This window comes from Nocardia sp. NPDC004340, assembly GCF_053602575.1.
Map to the genome: position 1 here is coordinate 101,470 of NZ_JBSGDW010000012.1, position 24,127 is coordinate 125,596.

The following is a 24,127-nucleotide window of genomic DNA, read 5'->3' on the forward strand; positions in this document are numbered from 1 at the left end:
CGGGACAGTCATGGCGGCTTCCGAACCCGAACGCCCACGCCGTAGCGCATTGCGGTGGACGGCCGCGGCCGTTCTGCTGACCCTGTTCGCCGTCCTGGCGATCACCTCGGTCCTCGCCGGATTCGCGCACCGCGAGTTGCTCGACACCGACCGCTACGTCCGGACCGTCACGCCGTTGTCCGCCGACCCCGCACTGCGGGAAGTGCTGGCCGACCGGGCCACCGACGCGATCATGAACAGCGTCGACGTCCAATCCGTCACCGCCCAGGCACTGGCCGCGCTGGCCGACAGCAACCCGCGCGTTCCGCGCGCCGTGACCGGTCTGGCTCCCCTGGCCACCCGGCAAGCGCGAGGTCTCGTGCGCGACACGGCCGAATCCGTTCTGGCGTCCGGCCAATTCCGAACCGTGTGGATCGAGGCGAACCGGCAGGCGCACCGCGGGCTGGTCGTCGTGCTGACCGGTGCGGCCCCCACGGCGGTCGGAATGGATCGGAACGGCGCGGTGAGTGTGCAACTGGGCCCGCTCATCGACAGCGTCCGATCCGAATTGACCGACCGGGGCTTCACGTTCGCCGACCAGGTGCCGGCGATCGACCGGTCGTTCGTGGTCTTCCGGTCTCCCGAACTGGTCGAGGCGCGGCGATGGGTGATGATCCTCGATCGGGTGGCCGACGTGCTGCCCTGGATCACGGTGCTCGTCGCGGCCGGCGCGGTCTGGGCCGCACCCGCGGGCGCGCGGCGTCGCGCCCTCACCTGGCTCGGTGCGACGCTGGCGTTGGCGATGGCATTGCTCGCGGTCGCGGTCGGCATCGCACGATCGGCCTACCTGGACGCGGTACCGGCCGACGTGCTCACCCCTCGAGCCGCCGCGGCGGTGATCGACGCCTTCCTGGTGCGGCTGGACACCACCGTGCGAGTGATGTTCGCCCTGGCCGTGGTGATCGTGCTGGCCGCGCAGTCGCACCGAGTCGCGCGCGATCCACGGGCGATCCGATCCGTCGTGGCCCGCTACCGGGGCTCGCTGCGGATCGCCGTTCTCGCCGTCGCGGCGATCACGCTGACGTTCTGGTCGTACCCGACCGGACCGGTGGTCATCTGGACCGTGTTCGCCGCCATCGCCGCATGGGTGGTCGTCGAACTGGCGGCCGGACCCGGACAGTCCCGGCCCGCGCCCTCGGCCGAAACGTGAAAAGCCGGATGACGGGGACCAGCCGGGTAAAACCGGTCCACGCCATCCGGCGATTCCGCCCGGCACCGGGTGAGTTCGGCTCACGGCGGGCGTCGCCGTCCGATCCTGGATCAGAAAATCGGACGACGGTCTCGGGGTGACTAGGTCACGATCCGCAGCGGATGCTCGATGAGTTCCTTCAGCTGCTGCAGGAACTTCGCCGCGACCGCACCATCGATCGACCGGTGATCCGCGGACAGCGTGACGCGAAGGATCTTGCGCGACACCACCTTCTCGCCGTCGAGCCTCAACTCGTCCTGCGCCGCGCCGACCGCGAGGATCGCCGACTCCGGCGGATTGATCACGGCGGTGAACTGCTCGATACCGAACATGCCCAGGTTGGAGATGGTGAAGGTGCCGCCGGACATGTCCTCGCCCTTCAGCTTCCGGTCGCGGGCGCGCCCGGCCTTCTCCCGGCCCTCGGCGGCGATCGCCGACACCGACTTGCGGTCCGCGTCATGGATGACCGGCACGAACAGGCCCGCGTCGGTGGCCACGGCGATGCCGATATTGATCGCCTTGTGCCGCAACAGCTTGTCGCCCGCGAAGGAGACGTTCACCGACGGATCCAGGCGCAGCGCGGTGGCGACCGCCTTCACCAGCAGGTCGTTCACGCTGACCTTGCCGGAACCGGTCTCCTCCAGGGTCTTGTTGATCTGCGCGCGGAAGGCCAGCAGCTCGGTCACGTCGATGGCGCTGGTCAGGTAGATGTGCGGCGCCTGCTGCATGGACTCGGTCAGACGCTGGGCCGAGACACGCTGAATGGTGGTCAGCGGGATCTCGTCGTAGTCGCCGGTGGCCGGGGCGGCCGCCGCGACGGGTGCGGCGGCGGTCGGGGCTGCGGCGGGCGCGGGCGGAGCGACTGTGCTGCTCGCGGTCTCGACATCCAGCTTGGTGACGCGGCCACCGGGGCCGGTGCCGGTCACGGCGGTGATGTCGACGCCCAGCTCCTTGGCGACCTTGCGGGCCAGCGGGGACGACTTCTTGCGCTCGCCGTCGGCGGAAACCGCCGGGGCGCCGACGTTTCCGTTCACGACAGCCGGATTGCTCTGCGCGGCAGGAGCGGCGGGGGCCGGAGCCGCAGCGGGGACGGCGGCTGTGGCCGGAGCGGAGGAGGACCCGCTGCCGTCACCCAGGATCGCGATGGCCTCACCGATCGGCACGCGCGCACCGGCTTCGGCGATGATCCGCTCGAGCACCCCGTCCTCGTAGGCTTCGAGCTCCATGAGCGCCTTGTCGGTTTCGATCTCGGCCAGGATCTCGCCCGCCTTGACCTGGTCGCCGACCTGCTTGAGCCAGGCCGCGACGACGCCCTCCTCCATGGTGTCGGAGAGCCGGGGCATGGTTACTTCGGACATGGTTCCTTCCGGATCTCAGCGGCGCTTGCCCACGGCGGCAAGGGTTTCGGTGGCGGCCCGGTACAGCGACTCGGGCGAGGGCAGCGCCAGCTTCTCCAGCGGCTTGGCGTAGGGCAGCGGCACCTCGGCCATGGCGACCCGGCGGACGGGGGCGTCGAGGTAGTCGAACGCGCCGTCGGAGATGGACGCCGCGATCTCCGCGCCGATGCCGTAGGTCAGCCAGTCGTCCTCGCCGATGACGGCGCAACCGGTCTTCTTGACCGAGGCGATGATGGTGTCGCGGTCCAGCGGGCGCAGGCTGCGCAGGTCGATGACCTCCGCCGAGATGCCGTCGGCCGCCAGCTGTTCGGCGACCTGGGTGCAGACGTTCGCCATGCGGGAGTAGCCGATCAGGGTGATGTCGGTGCCCTCACGGGTGACCGCGGCCTTGCCGATCTCGACCGGCGGCAGGTCCTCGGGGACCTCGCCCTTGGTGTTGTAGAGCGACAGGTTCTCCAGGAACAGCACCGGATCGTTGTCGGCGATCGCGGCCTTCATCAGCGCCGCCGCGTCGGCGGGCGTCGACGGCGCGACCACCTTCAGGCCGGGCACGAACGCGTAGTACAGCTCGATGTTCTGCGAATGCGTCGCACCCAGCTGTTGCCCGCCGCCCCCGGGGGTGCGGATGACCATGGGCACGGCGGTCTGCCCGCCGAACATGCCGTAGATCTTGGCGGCGTGATTGACGATCTGGTCCAGCGCCAGCAGCGAGAAGTTGATCGTCATGATCTCGACGACCGGGCGCAGGCCCAGCATGGCGGCGCCGATCGCCGCACCGACGAAACCCTCTTCGGCGATGGGGGTGTCGCGCACCCGCTTCTCGCCGAACTCGGCCAGCAGGCCGGCGGTGATCTTGTACGAGCCTTCGAAGACGCCGATCTCCTCACCGATGAGGAAGACGTCGTCGTCGCGCCGCATCTCCTCGCGGAGGGTCTCGCGCAGCGCTTCACGGTAGGTCATGACAGCCACGGTGATGTCCTTATGCGGTGAAGAGCGGATCACCGGGCAGGCGATGGGAATCGCCCGCGACCGGGGTCGCGTAGTTGTAATCGAACAGGGTGGCCGGGTCCGGATGCGGGGACTGGTCGGCGAAATCGACCGCGACGCGCACCCGCTCCTTCACATCGGCCTCGATGGCGGCGGCCGACTCCTCGCTCAGCACGCCCGCCTCCAGCAAACGGTTGTGCCACAACACGATCGGGTCGTGCGCGACCGCGGTGGACACGGCGTCCTCGGCCCGGTACTTGGCCGGGTCGACCACCGAATGCCCCTTGAGCCGGTAGGAGACGGCCTCCAGCAGCGCGGGCTTGCCCTCGCGGCGCGCGGTCTCGATGAGATCGGCGGCGACCTCACGCACGGCCAGCACATCGGTGCCGTCCACCCGCTCACCGCGCATGCGGTACGAGGCGGCACGCTTCCACAGATCCGGTTCGGCCGAGGACTTCTCGACGGTGGTGCCCATACCGGTCTGGTTGTTGATCACCAGGAACACCACGGGCAGATTCCACAGCGCCGCGATGTTCAGCGACTCGTGGAACGCGCCGATGTTCGTGGTGCCCTCACCCATCTGGCACACCACGACGTCATCGCCGCCGCGGTAGTCGATGGCCAGCGCCGCGCCGATCGCCAGAGGCACCTGGCCGCCGACGATGGCGTACCCGCCGAGCAGCCGGGTCTCGGTGTCGTACATGTGCATCGACCCGCCCCAGCCCTTGGAGGTGCCGGTCGAGCGGCCGTACAGCTCGGCCATGACGCGGCCGGGCTCGATGCCCTTGGCCAGCGCGTACCCGTGCTCGCGGTAGTTGGTGAACAGGTAGTCGGTGGGACGCATGGCCCGCCCGACACCGACGACGGTGGCTTCCTCACCCAGGTTCAGGTGGCAGTAGCCGCCGATCTTGGCCTGCTGGTACGCCTGCGCGGTGCGCTCCTCGAAGCGGCGGATGAACAGCATCTCGCTGTACAGCTCGCGCAGGGTCGCGGCGTCGGTGCCGCCGAAATCGGCTCCACCAAGCAGGGTTTCGGCGATTTCGGCCTGGGATACGGCGGCGTCCGCGGTCTGGTCGGCCGGGCGGGTGGCCTTGCGCGCCGGCTTGCGCGGCGCGGCGGTGGTCTTGATCAGCTCCGCTGAAGTGGTCGTGGTCATGACGGAACTCCTCAACGCTTCCGGGGCGGCGCGACGTGAATCGGCAGGCCCAGCCCGACCAGGGCGGCCTCCATACCGATCTCGCCGAGGGTGGGGTGGGCGTGAATGGTCTCGGCCAGTTCGTCGAGGGTCGCCTCCAGCGAGATCGCCAGGGCCCCTTCGGTGATCAGGTCACTGGCCGACGGGCCGATGATGTGCACACCCAGCACTTCGCCGTGCTTCTTGCCCGCGACGATCTTCAGGAAGCCCTCCTGATCGCCGAAGGACTTGGCCCGGCCCAGCGCCGCGAACGGGAACTTCGCGGCCACGATCTCGTGGCCCGCGGCCTTGGCGGCGTCCTCGGTGAGGCCGACGCTCGCGATCTCGGGATGCGTGAAGGTCGCGGCCGGGATCACGTTGTAGTCGATGTGGGCGGCGTGACCGGCGATGGTGTCGCTGGCGACCAGGCCCTGATGCGAGGCCACGTGCGCGAGCAGCGCCTTACCGGTGACGTCGCCGATGGCGTAGACGTGCTCGACACCGGTGCGCAGGTGCTCGTCGACCGGGATGAAACCCCGTGCGTCGGTGGCGATTCCGGCGACCTCCAAGCCCAGCCCGGCGGTATTGGGGCGGCGGCCGACACCGACCAGCACCACGTCCGCGGGCAGCTCCTGCGGCTTCGCGCCGCCGACCGTGACGGTCAGGCCCGCATCGCCCTCGGCGATGGCGGTGACGGTCGCGCCGGTCAGGACCTTGATGCCGCGCTTGGTGAACGAGCGGACCAGCGCGGTGCCGATCTCCTTGTCCTCCAACGGAACCAGGCGATCCTGCATCTCCACGACGGTGACGTCCGCGCCGAACTCGTGGAACAGATTGGCCCACTCCGCGCCCACCGCGCTGCCGCCGATGACGACCAGGCGCTTCGGCACCTCGGTGAGACCGAACGCGCCGTCGGAGGTGATGACGCCGGGCAGGTCCGCGCCCGGGATCGGGAGTACGGCCGGGACCGAACCGGTCGCGACGATGACATCCTTCGCGCTCACGGTGCGCACGGCGTTCGCGGTCGGGGCGGCGGCGTAGCGCGGGCCGCCCTCGAAGATCGGCGACGGGCCAGCCTCGACGACCTCGACCGTGGTCGGGCTGGTGAAGCGAGCGTGGCCCTCGATGACGGTGACGCCATTGGCCTTGAGCAGGCCCGCGACGCCGTCGGTCAGTTCCTTGACGATGCCGTCCTTGCGCTGCCGCACGGCGGCGTAGTCGAAGCGCAGGTTATCGGCGTAGATGCCGAATTCGGCGGCGTGCGCGACGGTGTGGAAGACCTCCGCCGAGCGCAGCATCGCCTTGGTCGGGATGCAGCCCCAGTTCAGGCAGACTCCGCCCGGGCGTTCCTTCTCGACCAGGCCGACGGTGAGGCCTCGTTGAGCGGCGCGGATGGCGGCGACGTACCCGCCGGGACCGCCACCGATCACCAGAAGATCGAATTCCGGCACTCGTGGTGCTCCTCGTTCTCGATAACTCGACCCGCCATCGGTTGTGATGCGAGTCATTGCGAACGAGTCTGTCGGTCCCCATTTGCACAATCAATGCCCTCGAAGCCCATATATGTCTGTGCGCGACTGGGCGGAGAGCACAATTTGTACCCGTGAGTAGCGTGCTTTCGGCGGCTCAGCCGCGGGTGGTCCCGGGCAATTCCAGAGCGGCCAGAGCGAGGGAAAGTTCCAGGTAGGCGCGCTGGCCTTCCACGGGTCGGCCGAGCAGCATGGTGATGCGCTGCAACCGGTTGATGACCGTGTTCCGATGGCAGTGCAACTTGGGTGCGGCATTGGCCGCGGAGCAGTTCTCGGCGAGCCAGACGGCCAAAGTCCGCAGCAGAATGTCGCGTTCTTTCGGCGGCAATTCCAGGACCGGGCCGAGGGTCCGGGCGACCAAGAGATCGGTCAGATCGGGGGAGCGTAAAAGCAGCGCCTCCGGGTAGCGCTCGTCCAGTGAGACCAGCAGCCCGGCCGCGTCCCCGGGCGCGGTATCCAGCGCCAGTACCGCCAGCCCGTGCGCGGTATCGATGCCCGCCAGCCCGGCGACCGCGGGGGAGACGCCCGCCCGGCCTCGGATCAACGGCCGAAGCTGTTGCAGCACAACCGAACTATCCCGATGCTCCAGCGACACCAGTCCGACGGTCGAATCCACGCGCTCGTGCCACACCGACCGCACTCCCGAAACCCCCAGCGCCGCCTCGGCACCCGTGTGCAGCCGCGGACCGCCCTCGCCGCGCGCCACCACAACCAGATACGCGCCGTGGGCGGGCAGATTCAGTTCCCGCCCGGCCCGCGCCGCGAAGGTGGCGTCGTGGGCGCGCCCGGCGAGCAGGTCCTCGATGAGCGAATGCCGGCGCCGCTCGTCGCTGCGCACCCGATCCAGCTCGGTGTTCCGGTACGAGGTGACCAGGGCCGATGACATGCCGTCGACCACCGCCCACATGGCCGAGCCGACCTGCCGGGTCTCCGCCGATCCGATGTCATCGGCCTTGTCCAGCAAGGCTTCCCACACGATCTGGCCGCCGAGGCGGAACGTCCGCAGCATCGCCTCCAGCGGCACACCCTGCTCGGCGCGCCGCCTGCCGATCGCCGCGGCCACATCGTCGCCGTCCGGATTCGGCGGCAAACCGCCCAGCAGGTCCAGAATCCGCGTCAGATACCGCCGACAGCCGTCCCGTAGGTCCGCGCGCGGCACCGCCGTGTAATCCGTCCAGCCCGGGTTGTCGGTGAAGATCGCCGCCATCAACTGCTTGGTCAATGCCGTCACCTCGGCCTGACACGCCGCGGCCAGCCGTTGCGTGCCGACCGCCGGGATCGGATGCCTGGGTGCCGCCATGAGACTCAACCTACCCTCGGGGGTCGCCCGCCCGTCCCATCCGGGCCGGTCAGCGGGTTTCTACCCCGCCCAGCACCGGCTTGATATCGAGGATCGGCGTGCCGTCGATGGCCTCCAGGCCCGCCACCCCCAGCACGCCCGGCGACACCGCCGTCAATGTCACCTCGTGCAGGCCGATCGGGTTCGGCCGGTCGGGGGAGCGGGTCGCGAAGACACCGGTCGCCGGACGGGAGCGGTCCCCGCGCGGATGCACCGCGAGCACGTCCCGGCTTCCCGCGTGCAACCAGGTCAGCAGGATCACCCGCATGCCGGGCTGAAGATCGGCCGCCGCCGCGGCGAATTCGGGCGCCAGCACCACCTCGGCGGGCGGCGCGTCCTCATCGGGCTGGCGCGGCGCCCCGGTGCGGTCGGTGAGCGGGGAGCGGACGTGGCCGACCGGACGCACTTCGAAATAGTCAGGGCCGCTGGAGAATTCCGAGGACATGGATCGTCTGCTCCTTTACATCGTGCCGACTGTGGCGATGTCCATGATCGTCCGTGCTGATCGAAGTCGCCAATATTTCCGTGATCGGACTGGGCGGCACGGTAATTCGTCCGGTGATTGCATTGGACGGCGTATGATCGGCCGGGATGGGCATCCAGGGCCAGCGCGAACGAATAGTCACCACCGACTGGGACGTGTTCGCACACAGGCTGGCCACCTTCCTCGCCGGGTTGCCTTCCCGCGCCACCCTCACCCTCGTCGCCACCGGCAATCGATACGTGCAATTCCAGCAGTTCGACATCAATCTCTCCGCCGAACTCACCGGTAATTACTATTTGCCCGAACCGATTTCGGAGGCCGCCGCCCAATTGCTGCGCGACCTCGGCTGGACCGCTCCCGCCCTGCAACGCGAGATCGAGAACTGGCGGCGCACCCTGCGCTGGCCGATCACCCGCTCCGCCTTCGAGGACCTCGCCCGCTCCGCCACCCGCGGCCTGCACGAGGCCCTCGGCGTCGGCGACCCCGGCGACCTGCGCGCCACCGCGTGGGCGGAGACGACCGCTCTGGACCTGTCCGCCTTGAGTTCCCGGCCGTAGCCGGACACGCGACGGCCCCGCCGCACGCGGTACGACGGGGCCGGAACGGGTGAGGGTCAGCCCACCAGGGTCTTGTGCAGCTTCACGATGGTCGCGGCGTCGACGCCCAGTCCCTTGGTGAGGAACTTGCCGAAATCACCGAACTGCTCGTTCATCTTGTCGATCGCGTTGTTCAGGTACTCGTCGCTGACGACCTGCAACGGAATCAGCAGATCCGGGTTCTGCATGATGCCCGCCTGCTTCAACTGCGCCCGCTGCGCGGCATCCGCCGCCGACCGGTACTGGTTCGACAGCAGATAGTCCTGGCGGGCAACGTTTTCCGGCACACCCACGGCGCGCAGCATCACATACGTCATCCACCCGGTCCGGTCCTTGCCCGCGGTGCAGTGATACAGCGTCGCGCCCCCGGAGGCCGCGATGTCCTTGATCGTCTGCCCGAACTTCGCCATCGAATCCGGCGTCAGGAAGCTCTGATACATATCGCGCATCATCTGCTCGGCCTTGCCGTCACCCAGCGCCGCCTGCTGCACCGCCGGATCCTTGGACCCGATGGCCTGCACCATCTTCAGATACATCCCCCCATCACTGATCGGCCGGGACACCGCGGTAGCCCCCGGAATCGCCCGATCCGCCCCCTGCGCCCCCACCTCGGCCTGCGTCCGGAAGTCGATCACCGACTTGATCCCCAGCGCCCCCAACTGCTGCACATCGGCGTCGGTCAACTTCCCGAGCGCATCCGCCCGAACCACCTTCCCCGACTTGGTCGAATCCCCGGTATAGGTCGCATACCCCCCGATATCGCGCACATTGACCGCCCCCTGCAACGTGATCCGAGTCGCCTCGGCGTGCATGATCGGCGGCGCGGCCAGAGCCACGGACGGCACCCCCGCCACCCCGCCCCCGAGCAGCGCCCCCGCCGCAGCGGTCACAACGAGCATTGAAATACGAAGTCGTGCAAATCGTTTGATGTTCACGGCGGCGACGGTAGGGGTGCTTACGCGTGCCCCGCCCGGTTACCCACCGGTCCTCCCGCTCACCGGCCACCCGTCCCCACCCACCGGGACCGCCACTGGACCACCCCGAACACCGTTGCACCCCAGTAACTCTCGCGCAACTATTCTACCCCGCAAGAACCGGAGTCGCACTGACCACCCGGAGTGTCGATTCCGAGAGGTAACCTGAGGCGCTCGGTGCTCCAGGAGGGGAGTCGTTTTGGCGCAAATCTCGGTGACGGTCTGCTTGCCGCCGGATGCGATCGATGACGTGCAGGCCGCGATCACGAGAGCCCTCGCTCCATTCGAGATGCACCAGGGGCTTCCGGAGCGAGACATGTGGAGCACCTGGCGGCTTCGGAACGGTGGAGACGGAGCCGGGTTCTACGTCCGACCGGGCCACGAGGATGATCCCCGGCTGATCCACGATGGTCCCAACCGATTCGGCATCGTGCTTCCCCCCACGCGCGGCGAATGCGCGGGCGGCCCGAAGGCCTTGCTGGACGTCGCGACACACAATTTCGCAGAGCCCGATGTGCTCACCTTGGATGGCTGGTGGATCGAGTCGAGCGGCGTTTGCCGACACAAGGACTGGGACCAGAACACGTCCCCCGCAGACCGGCCCGCCTGCCCCATACCACCCGGCGATCTCGAAAACTACCTCGAGACACTGCCCGACGACACCGTGCTCGTCCGGGTCTACTGCCACCGCCGGTAACGCGCAAAGCCCCACCCGCCGAGGCGGATGGGGCTTCCGAGAGCGCTTGCGCTACTTCGACTTAGACGTCGTAGTACAGCTCGAACTCGTACGGGTGCGGGCGCAGGTTGACCGGGGCGATTTCCTGGGTGCGCTTGATGTCGATCCAGGTCTCGATCAGGTCGGTGGTGAACACGCCACCCTCGGTGAGGTAGTCGTGGTCCTGCTCGAGGCGGTCGATGACCGACGCCAGCGAGGTGGGGGCCTGCGGGATGTTCTTGGCCTCCTCCGGCGGGAGCTCGTAGAGGTCCTTGTCGACCGGAGCCATCGGCTCGATCTTCTTCTTGATGCCGTCCAGGCCGGCCATCATCATGGCGGCGAAGGCCAGGTACGGGTTACCCGAGGAGTCCGGCGCGCGGAACTCGATGCGCTTGGCCTTCGGGTTCGAGCCGGTGATCGGGATACGGATCGCGGCCGAGCGGTTGCGCTGCGAGTACACCAGGTTGATGGGGGCCTCGTAGCCCGGCACCAGACGGTGGTACGAGTTCACGGTCGGGTTGGTGAACGCCAGCAGCGACGGGGCGTGGTGCAGGATGCCGCCGATGTAGTGACGCGCCAGGTCCGACAGGCCCGCGTAGCCGGCCTCGTCGTGGAACAGCGGCTTGCCGTCCTTCCACAGCGACTGGTGGGCGTGCATGCCCGAGCCGTTGTCGCCGAACAGCGGCTTCGGCATGAAGGTAACGGTCTTACCCTCCTGCCACGCGGTGTTCTTCACGATGTACTTGAACAGCTGCAGGTCGTCAGCGGCGCCCAGCAGGGTGTTGAAGCGGTAGTTGATCTCGGCCTGACCGGCGGTGCCGACCTCGTGGTGGCCGCGCTCCAGCTCGAAGCCCGCGTTCTGCAGGTTGGTCGAGATCTTGTCGCGCAGGTCGACGTAGTGGTCGTACGGCGCAACCGGGAAGTAACCACCCTTGTTGCGAACCTTGTAACCACGGTTCGGGGTGCCGTCGGCGTTGTACTCCGCGCCGGTGTTCCAGGAACCCGACACCGAGTCGATCTCGTAGAACGAACCGTTCATCGCCGAGTCGTAGCGGATCGAGTCGAAGATGTAGAACTCGGCCTCGGCACCGAAGTAGCAGGTGTCGGCGATGCCGGTGGCGGCCAAGTACTCCTCGGCCTTGCGGGCGACGTTACGCGGGTCGCGGGAGTACGCCTCACGGGTGAACGGGTCGTGCACGAAGAAGTTCATGTTCAGCGTCTTCGCGGCACGGAAGGGGTCGACCCGCGCGGTGCTGTAATCGGGCAGCAGCAGCATGTCCGACTCGTCGATCGACTGGAAGCCGCGGACGGAAGAACCGTCGAACGCCAGGCCCTCTTCGGCGAGATCAGCGGTGAACGCCTTCGCCGGGATCGAGAAGTGCTGCTGCACACCGGGGAGGTCGGTGAAGCGAATATCGACGTATTCGAGCTCCTCCTCCTTGATGTACTTGATGACCTCGTCGGCCGTGCTGAACGCCACTTAGTACTCCTTACGGATCGGTTCCCAGCCAGTGGTGACTGCATGGGTTCGTCGCGACCACACGGTATGGATGCGGTGTTTCCCTGCAATCAAGGCTGTGTTTCGCCAGTGTTACACGCACTGCTGGCCGGGGGTTCGGCGGTGCCCCCGGGTTCGCGTGGACGCCGCAGCGGTCGCCGAGCAATGCTCGACCAGCACCGATATCCTGCCACCGACCTGCCGGAACCGGCTGTTAAGACTCTGAAAAGTTAGGGTCCTTACCGCGTCCGACCCGGTGAGCGTGACAATCCTCACCGCCGGGCATCCACCTGGCAACCGGGGTCGCCGAACAGTTGCGGCAGCAGCCGGAAGAGTGCCGACAACATATACGATCCCCCGCTCGTCCGCCGATCGACGGGCGTCGGCGACCCGCCGCCGGGCGGCGCATAAGCTGAGTCCATGGCACGCATCACCGGCTCATGGCTGTCCGGACCGAACGCCGAATCCGGAGACAACCCGCTCGGTGAATACCAGGGCAAGGAACTCGGTCTCCCCGCCTCCGGCCCCGGCGCGCTCGCTCCCTTCACCCGCCGCGTGCTGGCCGTACTGGTCGACTGGTTCATCTCCATGGGCCTGGCCGCCATCATCGTGCGACCGGACGCGGACAAGATCCTGTCGAAGATGACCATCCCGAAGGGGCAGCAGCCGCCCTCGCATTTCGAGGTCATCACCCAGGCGCTGTCGACGCCGACGCTGCTGGTGTGGTTCGTGCTCGGGATCATCGCGGTCACACTGTTCGGGTTCACGCCGGGGCAGTACTTCCTGAAGATCAAGGTCAGCCGCGTGGACGCTGACGCGCCGGTCGGTTTCGTCCGGGCGCTGGGCCGCCAGCTCATCCTGCTGTTCGTCATCCCCGCGCTGTTCACCGACAGTGACGGTCGCGGCATGCACGACCGCGCCACCGGCACCGCCCTCGTCTACAGCCGCTGACCTCACGCGGTCACCGCGTTCACCGGCCCCGATCACGGCTCCGGTCACAGATTTGTACTCGGGGTGAGTCGAACACATCACGCCACGCCGAGTCGGCGCGGATCAGGCGCGTTACCTGCGATGCTGTTGGTGCAGTGTGTTGCAAGGCGTTGCCAAATGTTCACCGCTGTTTGCTTTCGATCGGTATGGTGGCGGCGATTTGCCCTGATACAGCCACCCGGCCGTCGTCAGGGCGGTAGCTGTTGCTGTGCTGATGGAGGGATCGATGGTCGAGGACTACCGGGCGGCCGCGCGGACCCTGAGCCGGCGGTCTCTGCTCGCGACCACCGGGCTGGTTGGTTTGGCAGCCGCGGGTGCGGCCGTGGCCGCGGGCGTCAACGCCGCCACCGAAGCCGACGGCGTCCAGCGCACCCAGCACGCCGAGGACATCGGTCAGACGGCCATGGGCGTCACCCCGATCATCAGCACCGAACGCGTCTACTCGAAGGCCCGCCGCTGCGAGGTCGACCTGGTCACGATTCTGCCGCCCGGCGTCCCCGCTGAGAACATCCCTATATCTCTGCTGCTGCACGGCCTGCACGGCACCGCCCGCAATGCCGCCGTCGGCAATATCGCCGACCTGCTGGCCGCCGCGGTCGCCACCCGCCTCACCCCGGCCTTCGGTTTCGTCGCCCTCGACGGCGGTGACAACTACTGGCACGACCACGGCACCGGCGACGACCCGATGGCCATGCTGCTCGACGAGGTCCCCGGCTGGCTCGCCCAGCGTCGCCTCGCCGGCAAGGACGGACAGCCCTTCGCCTGCGCCGGAACCTCCATGGGCGGCTTCGGCGCACTGGTCTACGCGCGTCGCCGCGCCGAGCAGAACCGCCCGCTGAACGCGGTAGCCACCATGTCGCCGGGTCTGCTCACCTCGTGGACCGAAATGGCCAAACGGAACGCCTTCACCAATGCCGACCAGTGGGCGGCCCTCGACCCGCTACGCAACCTCGACAAGCTCGGCCCGGCCCCCGTCGGCCTGTGGTGCGGCGACCGCGACCGCTTCATCGAGGGCTGCCGCCGCTTCATCGCCACCGCCCACCCCGAGGTGGGCCTGGTGACCCCGGGCACGCACACCGAGGAGTACTGGCGGACGGTCACGCCCGACGTGATCGGCTTCCTCTCCCGTCACGTGCGCTGACCACACCGACAAAACGAAGGCCCGCATCCGGACAGGATGCGGGCCTTCGTCGTCGAGGGTCAGCGGCGGCGGATCGAGCGCTGCACGCCGCGCATCTTCGCGCCATTGGGCAGCGGACCCTTGGGCAGCGCGGGCCCGCCCCGGGTGGCGAGAGCCGACAGCCGCCCCTCGATATTGTCCATGCGCGCCGCGTCGATATTGCGCGGCAGCTTGCGCAGGTGCTTTTCCAGCTCCTTGAGCGGAACCTGCCCCTCCTCGTTGCCGATCACGATGTCGTAGATCGGGGTGTCGCCGACGAGGCGCGACACCTTCTTCTTCTCCTGTGCCAGAAGCGACTTCACCCGCTGCGGCGAGCCCTCGGCGACCAGCACCACACCGGGCAGACCGACCACGCGGTGCACCGCGTCGAGCTGGGTGGTGGCCGCGACGCCCGGGGTGACCCGCCACTTGCCCTGCAGGTTGTCCAGCACCCAGGCGGCCGCGCCGGCCTGGCCCTCGGCCTTGGCGTACACGTTCTTCTGCACCCGGCGCCCGAAGATGATGAACGCGGCCAGCACGCCCAGCACCAGGCCGATCGGCAGCAGGAACCACTGCAGACCGAAGATCAGGCCGATCACCAGGAACAGCACGGTCACGCCGACGAGCGCGCCGATCATCAGCGGCAGCAGAAGCTTGTCTTCCTTGCGCTGCATCTGGAAGGCCTGCCACAGTTGGCGGCGGCGGTCCTTGGACGCCTGTTTGCGCGCCGCCTTCGCCGCGGCCTTCGCTTCCTTCGACGGATTACCGCCCTTGCCTGCTGCCATGCGGTCCAGCTTAATCGCCGGGTACGCCCGGTTCGCGATGGGATGGACACTGACGCGACCGGTCGGTGCCCGGCGGCCCGAATCGCGCTCGGCGCGAGTGCTTGTCGGCCGGAGCCGCCGCATCGGCCGGAGTCCTTCCGGCCGATGCGGCACGCGTGGCGTCAGGCCGCCGCCCCGATCGGTTCGGGGGCCATCGCGTCGGGTGCTTCCTGGCGTGGGGTCCGCAGGGTGATCAGCGCCAGTGGAATACCCACGGCGACAATGACGCCCGCGACGATGATCGCGAGGCGGTAGCCCTCGAGAAAGGCGTGCATCGGAGCCGCGCCCTGCCCGGCCACGGTCGCCGCGCGCGTGGTGAGGATCGCGCCGACGATGGTGACGCCGAGCAGCGCCGAGATCTCGCGGCTCGCATTGACCACCGCGCCCGCCGCGCCCGCGACCGCGGGCGGCATCCGGTCCATGATCGCGGTGTTCAACGGCGTCATGAGCAGGCCCGATCCGATGCCGAAGCCGATGAACGCGGGCATCAGGTCGAGGATGTGCCCGTGCTCGCCGATCGTCGAAATGTCCAGCAGCGCACCGACGATGCCCGCCACGCCCAGCGCCACGGTGACGTTCGTGCCCAGCCGGCGCGCGGCCAGCGGGGCGAGCGGCGACACCAGCACCATGGCGACGGCCATCGGAATGAACGCGGCGCCCGCCGCGGTGGGGGAGAAGCCGAGCACGTTCTGCAGATACATCGCGGTGAAGAAGTAGATGCCCATCACCCCGAAGCCCCACAGCATCATGACGGCGATGCCGCCGCTGAAGGCGCGGGAACGGAACATCGACATGTCCACCATCGGGTCCGGCCGGCGCGATTCGATGGCGACGAACGCCGCGAGCGCGGCCGCGCCGACCGCGAAGCACCCCACGATCACCGTCGAGGTCCAGCCGCGGTTGTGTCCTTCGATCAGGGCGTAGGTGATCGCGAAGAGCGCGACTGCCGAGGTCACGAGCCCGGGCAGGTCGAGTCGGTGCCGTACCCGTTCGCGGGTTTCGTCCAGGGTCAGCGCGGTGAGCGCGAAGGTCAGGACGCCGAAGGGCACATTGATCAGGAAGATCCAGCTCCAGTCCACGTGCTGGCTCAGCACGCCGCCGGTGAACGGCCCGAGCGCCAGGGCCAGTGCGCCGATGGCGCTCCACACGCCGACCGCCTTGGCGCGTTCGGAGTCGTCGGGAAACAGCCCGGCGATGATGGCGAGCGTCGGGGGTATCGCGGCGGCCGCGCCGACGCCTTGCAGCACGCGGGCCGCGATGAGCATGGCCGGGCTGTCGGCGAGTCCGGCGAGCAGTGAGGCGAGGGTGAACACGGCCAGTCCGCCGAGGAACATTCGGCGGCGTCCGAACAGGTCGGCGAGTCGTCCACCGGCCAGCATGAGCCCGGCGAAGACCAGGATGTAGCTGCTGACCACCCATTCCAGGCCGGAGATGGACAGCCCCAGATCGCTCTGGATGGACGGCAGCGCGACGTTGACCACGTTGTTGTCGAGAAATGTCATGAAGGTCGCCAGGGAAACCCCGATCAGGGCCCACCAGCGGCGGGGCAGTAGTGGCACCGCAACTCCTATACGTTGTGCCTGTACATCATTCACATACGTTGTACATGTACGTGGTACAGGAAAGCCTGTACGTTGTATATTTGTCAAGTGGCAAAAGCGGAGAACCGATTGAGCCGGGAGACCGTCGCCGACGGCGCGATCGCGCTGGCCGACGCCGAGGGCCTCGAAGCGCTCACCATCCGGCGCCTGGCACAGGAACTGGGCGTCACCCCGATGGCCCTGTACTGGCATTTCAAGAACAAGGACGAACTGCTGGCCGGCGTCGTCGACCGGCTGTGGGAACAGGTCGACACCACCCGCGACCGGTCGCGCCCGCTGCTGGAACAGTTCCGCGCCCTGGCCGAATCGCTGGTGACGGTGCTGCGCCGGCACCGCGCCCTGGTCCCGCTGTTCCAGGTGCCCGGCGACAACGACCCGAGCCCCGGATTCCTCGATGCCACCGAGACGGCGCTCGAGATCCTCACCGAATACGGCTTCGACGTCGAACCCGCCGCCGCGGTCTGCGGCAACACCCTGCGCACCGCCGTCATGCTGGTGCTGGGCGAGCCCGGCGCCCCGACCCCGCAGCAGTCCGCCGACGACAATGCCGAGATGATCCGCCGCAAGCGCCTACGCCTGGAAACCCTTCCGCGGCAGCGTTATCCCCGGGTCGTGGCGGCCGCGGACGCGTTGACCTCCTGCGAGGCCGACCAGCACTACGGTTTCGGGCTCGACTTCTTCATGACGGCCCTGGCCGCGCTGCCCCTGCCCGCGCGCACCGCGGCGGCGGAGTCCTGACGGTCAGGAGCGGCCGGCTTTGGCGTGCTCGCGCAGGCTGTCGGCCAGTTGTGGTGGCATCGGCTCGTGGCGGGCGTAGGCGCGGGTGAAGCTCGCCGCGCCGTGAGCCAGTGAACGCAGGTCCACGGCGTAGCGGCTGAGTTCCAGTTCCGGGACTTCGGCCCGAATCGCGGTGCGGCCGAGCCCCACCGGTTCGGTGCCGAGCACTCGGCCGCGGCGACTCGACAGGTCGCCGAGCACCGGGCCGACGTAGGTGTCCGAAACCACCACCAGCACTTCGGCAATCGGTTCGAGCACGCTGATGCGGGCCGTGGCGGCGGCTTCCCGCAAGGCCAGGCCGCCCGCGGTCTGGAACGCCGCGTCGGAGGAATCCACCGAGTGCGCCTTGCCGTCGAACAGCGTCACCCGCACGTCGACCAGCGGATACCCGGATGCCACGCCGCGCAGCGCCTGGGCGCGCACGCCCTTCTCCACCGAGGGGATGAACTGGCGCGGAACGACTCCGCCCACCACCTTGTCCACGAACTCGATGCCGGATCCCTCCGGCAGCGGGGCCACCTCGATCTCGCAGACCGCGAACTGCCCATGGCCGCCGGACTGTTTCACATGCCGTCCCCGGCCGGCCGCCTGGGTGGCGAAGGTCTCGCGCAGGGCCACCTTGTGGTCGACGACGTCGACCTGCACCCCGAACCGGGACCGCAGCCGTTCGAGGGCCACCTCGCGATGCGCCTCGCCGAGGCACCACAGCACCAATTGGTGGGTGTCGGGATTCTGTTCGAGCCGGACCGTGGGGTCTTCGGCCACGAGTCGCGCCAGCCCCTGGGAGAGTTTGTCCTCATCGGCCTTGCCGTGTGCCTGGATGGCGACCGGCAGCAGCGGATCCGGCAGGTCCCACGGCTCGATGAGGAGCGGGCTGTCCTTGGCGGACAGAGTGTCCCCGGTCTCGGCGTGCGTCAGCTTGCTCACGCACACGATGTCCCCGGCGATGGCCTGCGGCAGCGGCCGCTGCTGTTTCCCGAACGGCGCCGACACTCCGCCGACCCGGTCGTCGGCATCGTGATCGCCGTTCGTGCCGGTGCCGTGTCCGCACACGTGCACGGTGTCGTCGGCGTGCAGGGTTCCGGAGAACACCCGGACCAGCGACAACCGGCCCACATACGGGTCGGAGGCGGTGCGGATCACCTCGGCGGCCAGCGGCGCGTCCGGATCGCAGGCCAGTGCCGCGGACTTGCCGCCGCTGCCGGTCGCGGACACCGGATGCTCTGCGGGCGTGGGGAATCCGCGGGTGATCAGGTCCAGGATCTCGACGGTGCCCAGCCCTTGGCGCGCGCCCTCGGGTGGGGGAGCGGCGATCAGCATGGGGTGGAAGCTGCCGCGCGCGACCGCTTTCTCCAGGTCGGCGATCAGTGAGGCGAGGTCGATCTCCTCGCCGCCGATGTAGCGGTCCATGAGGGTCTCGTCCTCGCTCTCGGCGATGATGCCCTCGATGAGCCGGTTGCGCGCCTCCTCCATCTGCTCGCGCTGTTCGTCGGAGGCGGGCGTCTCGACGCGTTCCCCGGTCGCGTAGTCGTAGACGTGCTGGGTGAGCAGTTCGATCAGCCCGGTCACCGGCCGGTGCCCGTCGGGATTCTTGGGCCCGTACACCGGAAGATGCAGCGGCAGTATGGATTCCGAGCGTCCGCCACCGAGGATCTGCCGGCAGGTCTCGGCCATGTCCTCGAAATCGGCGCGTGCGGTGTCCAGATGGGTGAGCACGATGGCGCGCGGCATGCCGACGCTCGCGCACTCCTCCCACAGCGCCAGAGTGGGTCCGCTGACGCCCTCGACGCCGGCGGCCGCGGAGAGAATGAAAAGGGCCGCGTCCGCTGCTCGCAGACCGGCCCTGAGCTCCCCGACGAAGTCGGCGTAGCCGGGGGTGTCGAGAAGATTGACCTTGACCTTCTCCCACCCCATCGGCACCACCGACAGTTGCACCGATCGGTGCTGGCGCTGCTCGATGTCGTCGTAGTCGGAGACGCTGGTGCCGTCCTCGACCCGCCCGGCTCTGGGCACCGCCCCGGCGGCCACCGCGAGCGCCTCGACCAGCGTGGTCTTCCCTGACGCGCTGTGCCCGACCAGCACCACATTCCGGATGTCGCCGGGCCGTTCGGCCACGACTACCTTGCCGTTGACACCGTGCGGTGTCGTCGTTCGCTCGACCATGGCTCGCTCCGTGGGTCGATCATTGCGGTCCTTCGAGCTTCCCACCGGTTATGGGGTCGCGTCCACGAATCGCCGAACAACTCGGTCGAGCGGAGTGAACCGGGAGTGTCAGGAACCGAAACGAGCCAGGACGCTGGTGGCCTCCTGAGCGGCGCTGCCCTCCTCGGCCAGGTGCGCCATCTCCGGGGAGATCTCGCGGCCGTGGTGGCGCATGGCCTGCGCGTACAGGCGGCCCGCCCGGTACGAGGACCGGACCAGCGGACCGGCCATGACACCGGCGAAGCCCATCTCCTCGGCGGCCTTGGAGTGCTCGACGAACTCCTCCGGCTTCACCCACCGGTCGACCGGGTGGTGCCGCGGGGAGGGCCGCAGATACTGGGTGATGGTGATGATGTCGCAGCCCGCCTCGTGCAGGTCGCGCAGGCCCTGGGTGACTTCCTCCGGGGTCTCGCCCATGCCCAGGATCAGATTGGACTTGGTGACCAGACCGGCCTCGCGGGCCGCGGTGATGACCGCCAGCGACCGCTCGTAGCGGAAGGCGGGACGGATGCGCTTGAAGATGCGCGGCACCGTCTCCAGATTGTGGGCCAGCACCTCGGGCCGCGACTCGAACACCTCGGCCAGCTGCTCGGGCACCGCGTTGAAGTCGGGGATCAGCAGTTCGACGCCGGTGTGCGGGTTGAGCCGCTTGATGGCGCGCACGGTCTCGGCGTACAGCCACGAGCCGCCGTCCTCGAGATCGTCGCGAGCGACGCCGGTGACGGTGGAGTAGCGCAGCCCCATGGCCTGCACGCTCTCGGCCACGCGCCGCGGCTCGTCACGATCGAGGGCGGCGGGCTTGCCGGTGTCGATCTGGCAGAAGTCGCAGCGCCGCGTGCACTGCTCGCCGCCGATGAGGAAGGTGGCCTCGCGGTCCTCCCAGCATTCGAAGATGTTGGGACACCCGGCTTCCTCGCAGACCGTGTGCAGCCCTTCACGTTTCACCAGGCCCTTGAGTTCGGTGTACTCGGGGCCCATGGTCGCGCGGGTGCGGATCCACGAGGGTTTGCGCTCGATCGGGGTCTCGGCGTTGCGGGCCTCGATGCGAAGCAGCTTGCGGCCGTTGGGTGCGGCCGAGTTATCAGGTGTCGGGGTATCGACGGAGGTCACTGGTTCACCCTACGCTCGTGGTCATTCGGCTTTGGCGTGCCCTGCGGCGGACTCGTCGGTCTGCAGGGCGGGTAGCGGCTCGGGACATTCGGCAAAGGCTTCGACGCAGCGCGACAGAGCGTGGTCGGTCACCTCGAGGACACCGTCGAGGGCGCGGGTTATCGCGTCGGCGACCAGCGGCCGCACCTCGGCGACGGTGACGTCGCGGCCGAGTTCGCGGCTCAGGGTGGTGACCCCGGCATCGCGAATGCCGCACGGCACGATGGCGTCGAAACCGTCCAGACTGGAATCGCAATTGAGTGCGATGCCGTGCAGGGCGACGCCACGCTGCACGCGCACACCGATCGCCGCGACTTTGCGCTCGGGCAGGAACTGGTTCGCCGGGACCCACACGCCCGAACGGCCTTCCACCCGACCGGTTTCCAGCCCGAGCTGCGCGCACACGGCGATCAAAGCCTCTTCGAGGCGACGCACGTACGCGACCACATCGACCGGTTCGGCCAGCCGCACGATCGGGTAGCCGACCAATTGCCCCGGCCCGTGCCAGGTGATCTTCCCGCCGCGATCGACCGCGATGACCGGACTGCCGTCCACGGGCAGATCCTGTGCCTCGGTGCGCCGTCCGGCGGTGTAGACGAAGGGGTGTTCCAGCAGCAGCAGCCGATCCTGCCCGATGCCCTCGGCGCGTTCGTCCGCGATGGACCGCTGCAATTCCCAGGCTCGCTGATAGTCGATCAGGCCCAGATCTTCGACCGCGAGGGGTGTGCTGTCGAAGCGAGCCGACACCGCGCGGGGTAACGCCGCAGTGGCCGTCATGCTCTCGCTCACGATGGCGACGCTACTCCCTCGGGGAAGGTCCGTTGCATGAGCGTCAGATCCATCCAGCGCCCGAATTTGAACCCGACTTCCGGCATCTGCCCGACAACCTTGAAGCCGAACTTCTCGTGCAGCCCGATCGACGTGCGGTTACTCGACTCGATCGCCGCGATCATGGCGTGCACATCGCCTGTCTCGGCCCGCGCCAGCAGCGCCCGCATGAGCGCGGTGGCCACGCCGCGGCGATGGAATATATCTGACACGTACACCGAGTTCTCGACCGAGAACCGGTAGCCCGACTTGGGCCGGAACTGCCCGTAACTCGCGTACCCGGCCAGCTTGCCGCCGATCTCGGCGACCAGCACCGGATGCCCGGCCCCGGTGCGCGCCGCGAACCAGGCCTCGCGCTCGTGGATGTCGGCCAGTTCGGTATCCCAGATGGCCGTGGTCTCGGCGATGGCGTTGTTGTGGATCACCAGGATTTCCGGCAGATCGCTCTCGCGTGCGTCCCGCACCACCACGTCGGACGGTTGATTGGTCACGGGTCCACGGTATCGGCGAGGTTGCTGTGACGCGCACCGCGCCCGGTATCAGCCGGAAGCGGAGGGAATCAGCCCGAGTGGCCCAGCGTCGCGGTCAGCGCCGCGCCGATGGTCGGGTGCTGGAACTGGTATCCGGCGTCCTCCAGCGCGGTGGGAATCGCCCTGGGCCCGTGCAGGATCGCCTCGTCCGCGAATTCGCCGACGGCCAGCTTCAACGCGAACGCGGGCACCATCAACGGCGTCGGCCGATGCATGACCCGCCCCAGCGCCCGCGTGAACTCGGCATTGGTGACCGGTGCGGGACCGCACATATTGACCGGCCCGGACAGGTTCTCGTGGGTGAGCGCGTAGATGATCGCCCCCACCTCGTCGTCGAGCGAGATCCACGGGACGTACTGCCGCCCACTGCCGAGCCGCCCGCCGAGCCCGAGATAGTAGAGCGGGTACAGCATTCCGAGCATGCCGCCGTGGCGCGCCAGCACCACCGCCGAACGCAGCAGCACCGTGCGCACTCCGGCGTCGGCGGCCTGTTCGGTGGCGACTTCCCAGTCGGCGCAGAGCCGGGCCAGGAATCCTGTTCCGGCGGGGGAACTCTCGGTGACGACCCGGTCGCCGGTCTCGCCGCCGTAGTAGTGCGCGCCGCTGGCGTTGACCAGCGTCGGCACTCCCGCGGCGGCGACCGCGGCGGCCAGGACATCGGTGGGGACGATGCGGCTGTCGCGCAGCTCCTGTTTGTAGCTGCCGTTCCAGCGCCGCCGCCCGATGCTCGCGCCGCAGAGGTTCACCACGGCGTCCGCACCGCGCAGCGCGCGCTCGTCCAGGTTGGAACGGACCGGATCCCAGGTGAATTCGTCGCGGGCGTGCACGGGACGGCGCACGAGGCGGGTGACCTCGTGCCCGTCGCGGCGCAGGGCCGCGACGAGTGCCGTCCCGATCAGTCCGGACGAACCGGCGACCACGATCTTCATCCGATCCAACCCCCGACCCGTCTCTGTTCCGGCCTCAGAGGCCCAGGTCACCCTCGAACGCGGCCTCTTCCAAACGGTGCTTGATCGTGGTCACGAAGCGACCCGCGTCGGCGCCGTCGATGAGGCGGTGGTCGTAGGTGAGCGGCAGGTAGGCCATCGACCGGATGCCGATGAACTCGTTGCCGTCGTCGCTGATCACCATGGGGCGCTTCACGATCGCGCCGGTGCCCAGCTCGGCGGCCTGCGGCGGCACCAGGATCGGGGTGTCGAACAGCGCGCCGTTCGAGCCGATGTTGGTGATGGTGAAGGTGCCGTTGGCCAGCTCGTCCGGCTTCAGGCCGCCGGTGCGGGCCCGGTTGGCGATATCGGCGATGGCGCGCGCCAGTCCGGCCAGCGACAGGTCGTTGGCGTTGTGGATGATCGGCGAGAGCAGACCCTGCTCGGTGTCGACCGCGATACCCAGGTTGACCACCGAGTGGTAGGTGATCTCCTTGGTCTCGGAGTTGTAGGAGGCGTTGATGTTCGGGTGCACGGCCAGCGCCTCGATGACGGCCTTGGCGTAGAACGGCAGGAACGTGAGGTTCACGCCCTCGCGCTGCTTGAACGCGGCCTTGGCGCGGTTGCGCAGGGACGCGATCTTGGTCATGTCGACCTCGTGCACCTGGGTGAGCTGCGCGGTGGTCTGCAACGACTCGAGCGTCTTGGCCGCGGTGATCTGCCGGATGCGGGTGGCCTTCTGGACCGTGCCGGTCAGGTGCGACAGCGACGGACGCGGCGCGGCGGCGGCAGCGGCCGGAGCGGCCGGAGCAGCGGCGGCGGGCGCGGCCGCAACGGGGGCCGGAGCCTTCTTGGCCTCCGCGGCGGCGAGCACATCCTGCTTGCGGATGCGGCCGCCGACGCCGGAGCCGGTCACGGCGGCGAGGTCAACGTTGTTCTCCGCGGCCAGCTTTCGCACCAGCGGGGTGACGTAGGGGCCACCGTTGCTGGAGGGCTCCTCGGCCGGGGTCGCCGCGGCCGGAACCGGGGCGGTCTTCGGCGCGGGAGCCGGGGCCGGAGCGGCCGGGGCGGGCGCGGGAGCCGCGGCGGCCGGAGCCGGAGCGGGGGCGGGCGCAGGCGCGGGGGCCGGGGCGCGGAGGTCTTCGACTACGGCAACTCGATTCGCGGCGAGGCGAAACTGGCCGGGTACGAGCGGGCCTTCGACTTCCCCGGCTTCGTGC

The 24,127-nt window shown here is 68.7% G+C and carries 22 protein-coding genes and 1 pseudogene; 7 read left to right on the top strand and 16 right to left on the bottom strand.

Going from position 1 to position 24,127, the window contains the following annotated elements:
- Positions 1-10 precede the first annotated feature (10 nt).
- Positions 11-1,189, top strand: a complete 1,179-nt coding sequence (locus ACWEOI_RS31680) for a hypothetical protein (RefSeq protein ID WP_452361978.1) — start codon at positions 11-13, stop codon at positions 1,187-1,189.
- Between the two features lie 140 nt (positions 1,190-1,329).
- On the opposite strand, the gene ACWEOI_RS31685 is transcribed toward ACWEOI_RS31680, so the two are convergent.
- From ACWEOI_RS31685 to tsaA, 6 genes are all read right to left on the bottom strand, one after another.
- Positions 1,330-2,586, bottom strand: coding sequence for a dihydrolipoamide acetyltransferase family protein (locus ACWEOI_RS31685; RefSeq protein ID WP_452361979.1), 1,257 nt, complete (start codon positions 2,584-2,586; stop codon positions 1,330-1,332).
- Between the two features lie 15 nt (positions 2,587-2,601).
- The gene (locus ACWEOI_RS31690) at positions 2,602-3,585 is read right to left on the bottom strand and encodes an alpha-ketoacid dehydrogenase subunit beta (protein WP_357288816.1); all 984 of its coding nucleotides are present in this window, start codon (positions 3,583-3,585) and stop codon (positions 2,602-2,604) included.
- 19 nt (positions 3,586-3,604) lie between these two features.
- The gene (pdhA, locus tag ACWEOI_RS31695) at positions 3,605-4,768 is read right to left on the bottom strand and encodes a pyruvate dehydrogenase (acetyl-transferring) E1 component subunit alpha (protein ID WP_433666975.1); all 1,164 of its coding nucleotides are present in this window, start codon (positions 4,766-4,768) and stop codon (positions 3,605-3,607) included.
- Between the two features lie 11 nt (positions 4,769-4,779).
- Positions 4,780-6,237, bottom strand: coding sequence for a dihydrolipoyl dehydrogenase (lpdA, locus tag ACWEOI_RS31700; RefSeq protein ID WP_452361980.1), 1,458 nt, complete (start codon positions 6,235-6,237; stop codon positions 4,780-4,782).
- A 175-nt stretch (positions 6,238-6,412) separates the two neighbouring features.
- The gene (locus ACWEOI_RS31705) at positions 6,413-7,615 is read right to left on the bottom strand and encodes a helix-turn-helix domain-containing protein (RefSeq protein WP_433666973.1); all 1,203 of its coding nucleotides are present in this window, start codon (positions 7,613-7,615) and stop codon (positions 6,413-6,415) included.
- A gap of 49 nt (positions 7,616-7,664) precedes the next feature.
- Positions 7,665-8,099, bottom strand: a complete 435-nt coding sequence (gene tsaA, locus ACWEOI_RS31710; protein ID WP_452361981.1) for a tRNA (N6-threonylcarbamoyladenosine(37)-N6)-methyltransferase TrmO — start codon at positions 8,097-8,099, stop codon at positions 7,665-7,667.
- 146 nt (positions 8,100-8,245) lie between these two features.
- Here tsaA and ACWEOI_RS31715 point away from each other — a divergent pair, with 146 nt between their 5' ends.
- Positions 8,246-8,695, top strand: a complete 450-nt coding sequence (locus ACWEOI_RS31715; RefSeq protein WP_452361982.1) for a TY-Chap domain-containing protein — start codon at positions 8,246-8,248, stop codon at positions 8,693-8,695.
- A 56-nt stretch (positions 8,696-8,751) separates the two neighbouring features.
- On the opposite strand, the gene ACWEOI_RS31720 is transcribed toward ACWEOI_RS31715, so the two are convergent.
- Positions 8,752-9,633, bottom strand: coding sequence for a tyrosine-protein phosphatase (locus ACWEOI_RS31720; protein WP_452361983.1), 882 nt, complete (start codon positions 9,631-9,633; stop codon positions 8,752-8,754).
- A 274-nt stretch (positions 9,634-9,907) separates the two neighbouring features.
- Here ACWEOI_RS31720 and ACWEOI_RS31725 point away from each other — a divergent pair, with 274 nt between their 5' ends.
- Positions 9,908-10,405 (top strand): hypothetical protein, encoded by a 498-nt coding sequence (locus ACWEOI_RS31725; RefSeq protein WP_433666969.1) that lies wholly within the window; start codon positions 9,908-9,910, stop codon positions 10,403-10,405.
- Between the two features lie 61 nt (positions 10,406-10,466).
- Here the strand turns inward: ACWEOI_RS31725 and glnA are convergent, their stop codons facing one another.
- Positions 10,467-11,903 (bottom strand): type I glutamate--ammonia ligase, encoded by a 1,437-nt coding sequence (gene glnA, locus ACWEOI_RS31730; RefSeq protein ID WP_379095637.1) that lies wholly within the window; start codon positions 11,901-11,903, stop codon positions 10,467-10,469.
- Positions 11,904-12,341: 438 nt separating this feature from the next.
- Here glnA and ACWEOI_RS31735 point away from each other — a divergent pair, with 438 nt between their 5' ends.
- Both ACWEOI_RS31735 and ACWEOI_RS31740 read left to right on the top strand, forming a co-directional pair.
- Positions 12,342-12,872 carry an RDD family protein gene (locus tag ACWEOI_RS31735; RefSeq protein WP_433666968.1) on the top strand — a complete coding sequence of 177 codons (531 nt, stop codon included), beginning with the start codon at positions 12,342-12,344 and terminating at the stop codon, positions 12,870-12,872.
- Positions 12,873-13,137: 265 nt separating this feature from the next.
- The gene (locus tag ACWEOI_RS31740; RefSeq protein ID WP_452361984.1) at positions 13,138-14,052 is read left to right on the top strand and encodes an alpha/beta hydrolase; all 915 of its coding nucleotides are present in this window, start codon (positions 13,138-13,140) and stop codon (positions 14,050-14,052) included.
- 59 nt (positions 14,053-14,111) lie between these two features.
- Here the strand turns inward: ACWEOI_RS31740 and ACWEOI_RS31745 are convergent, their stop codons facing one another.
- Both ACWEOI_RS31745 and ACWEOI_RS31750 read right to left on the bottom strand, forming a co-directional pair.
- Complete coding sequence (locus tag ACWEOI_RS31745; protein WP_433666966.1) at positions 14,112-14,855, bottom strand: DUF4191 domain-containing protein; 744 nt, start codon at positions 14,853-14,855, stop codon at positions 14,112-14,114.
- A 161-nt stretch (positions 14,856-15,016) separates the two neighbouring features.
- The gene (locus tag ACWEOI_RS31750; RefSeq protein WP_452361985.1) at positions 15,017-16,453 is read right to left on the bottom strand and encodes an MFS transporter; all 1,437 of its coding nucleotides are present in this window, start codon (positions 16,451-16,453) and stop codon (positions 15,017-15,019) included.
- 90 nt (positions 16,454-16,543) lie between these two features.
- On the opposite strand from ACWEOI_RS31750, the gene ACWEOI_RS31755 reads away from it, so the two are divergent.
- The gene (locus tag ACWEOI_RS31755; RefSeq protein WP_452361986.1) at positions 16,544-17,233 is read left to right on the top strand and encodes a TetR family transcriptional regulator; all 690 of its coding nucleotides are present in this window, start codon (positions 16,544-16,546) and stop codon (positions 17,231-17,233) included.
- Between the two features lie 3 nt (positions 17,234-17,236).
- On the opposite strand, the gene ACWEOI_RS31760 is transcribed toward ACWEOI_RS31755, so the two are convergent.
- The 6 genes and pseudogenes from ACWEOI_RS31760 to sucB form a co-directional block, all read right to left on the bottom strand.
- Positions 17,237-19,435, bottom strand: a complete 2,199-nt coding sequence (locus ACWEOI_RS31760) for an elongation factor G-like protein EF-G2 (RefSeq protein ID WP_452361987.1) — start codon at positions 19,433-19,435, stop codon at positions 17,237-17,239.
- 108 nt (positions 19,436-19,543) lie between these two features.
- Positions 19,544-20,584 carry a lipoyl synthase gene (gene lipA / locus ACWEOI_RS31765; RefSeq protein WP_433666962.1) on the bottom strand — a complete coding sequence of 347 codons (1,041 nt, stop codon included), beginning with the start codon at positions 20,582-20,584 and terminating at the stop codon, positions 19,544-19,546.
- Between the two features lie 21 nt (positions 20,585-20,605).
- The gene (gene lipB / locus ACWEOI_RS31770) at positions 20,606-21,400 is read right to left on the bottom strand and encodes a lipoyl(octanoyl) transferase LipB (RefSeq protein WP_452361991.1); all 795 of its coding nucleotides are present in this window, start codon (positions 21,398-21,400) and stop codon (positions 20,606-20,608) included.
- 8 nt (positions 21,401-21,408) lie between these two features.
- Complete coding sequence (locus ACWEOI_RS31775; protein WP_452361992.1) at positions 21,409-21,921, bottom strand: N-acetyltransferase family protein; 513 nt, start codon at positions 21,919-21,921, stop codon at positions 21,409-21,411.
- Between the two features lie 89 nt (positions 21,922-22,010).
- Complete coding sequence (locus ACWEOI_RS31780; protein WP_452361988.1) at positions 22,011-22,910, bottom strand: TIGR01777 family oxidoreductase; 900 nt, start codon at positions 22,908-22,910, stop codon at positions 22,011-22,013.
- 34 nt (positions 22,911-22,944) lie between these two features.
- Positions 22,945-24,039 (bottom strand): annotated as a pseudogene (gene sucB, locus ACWEOI_RS31785) (2-oxoglutarate dehydrogenase, E2 component, dihydrolipoamide succinyltransferase); the annotation flags it as partial.
- Positions 24,040-24,066: 27 nt separating this feature from the next.
- Between sucB and ACWEOI_RS31790 the strand changes: the two are divergent.
- A partial coding sequence (locus ACWEOI_RS31790; protein WP_452361993.1) for a hypothetical protein occupies positions 24,067-24,127 on the top strand: 61 nt, incomplete at its 3' end.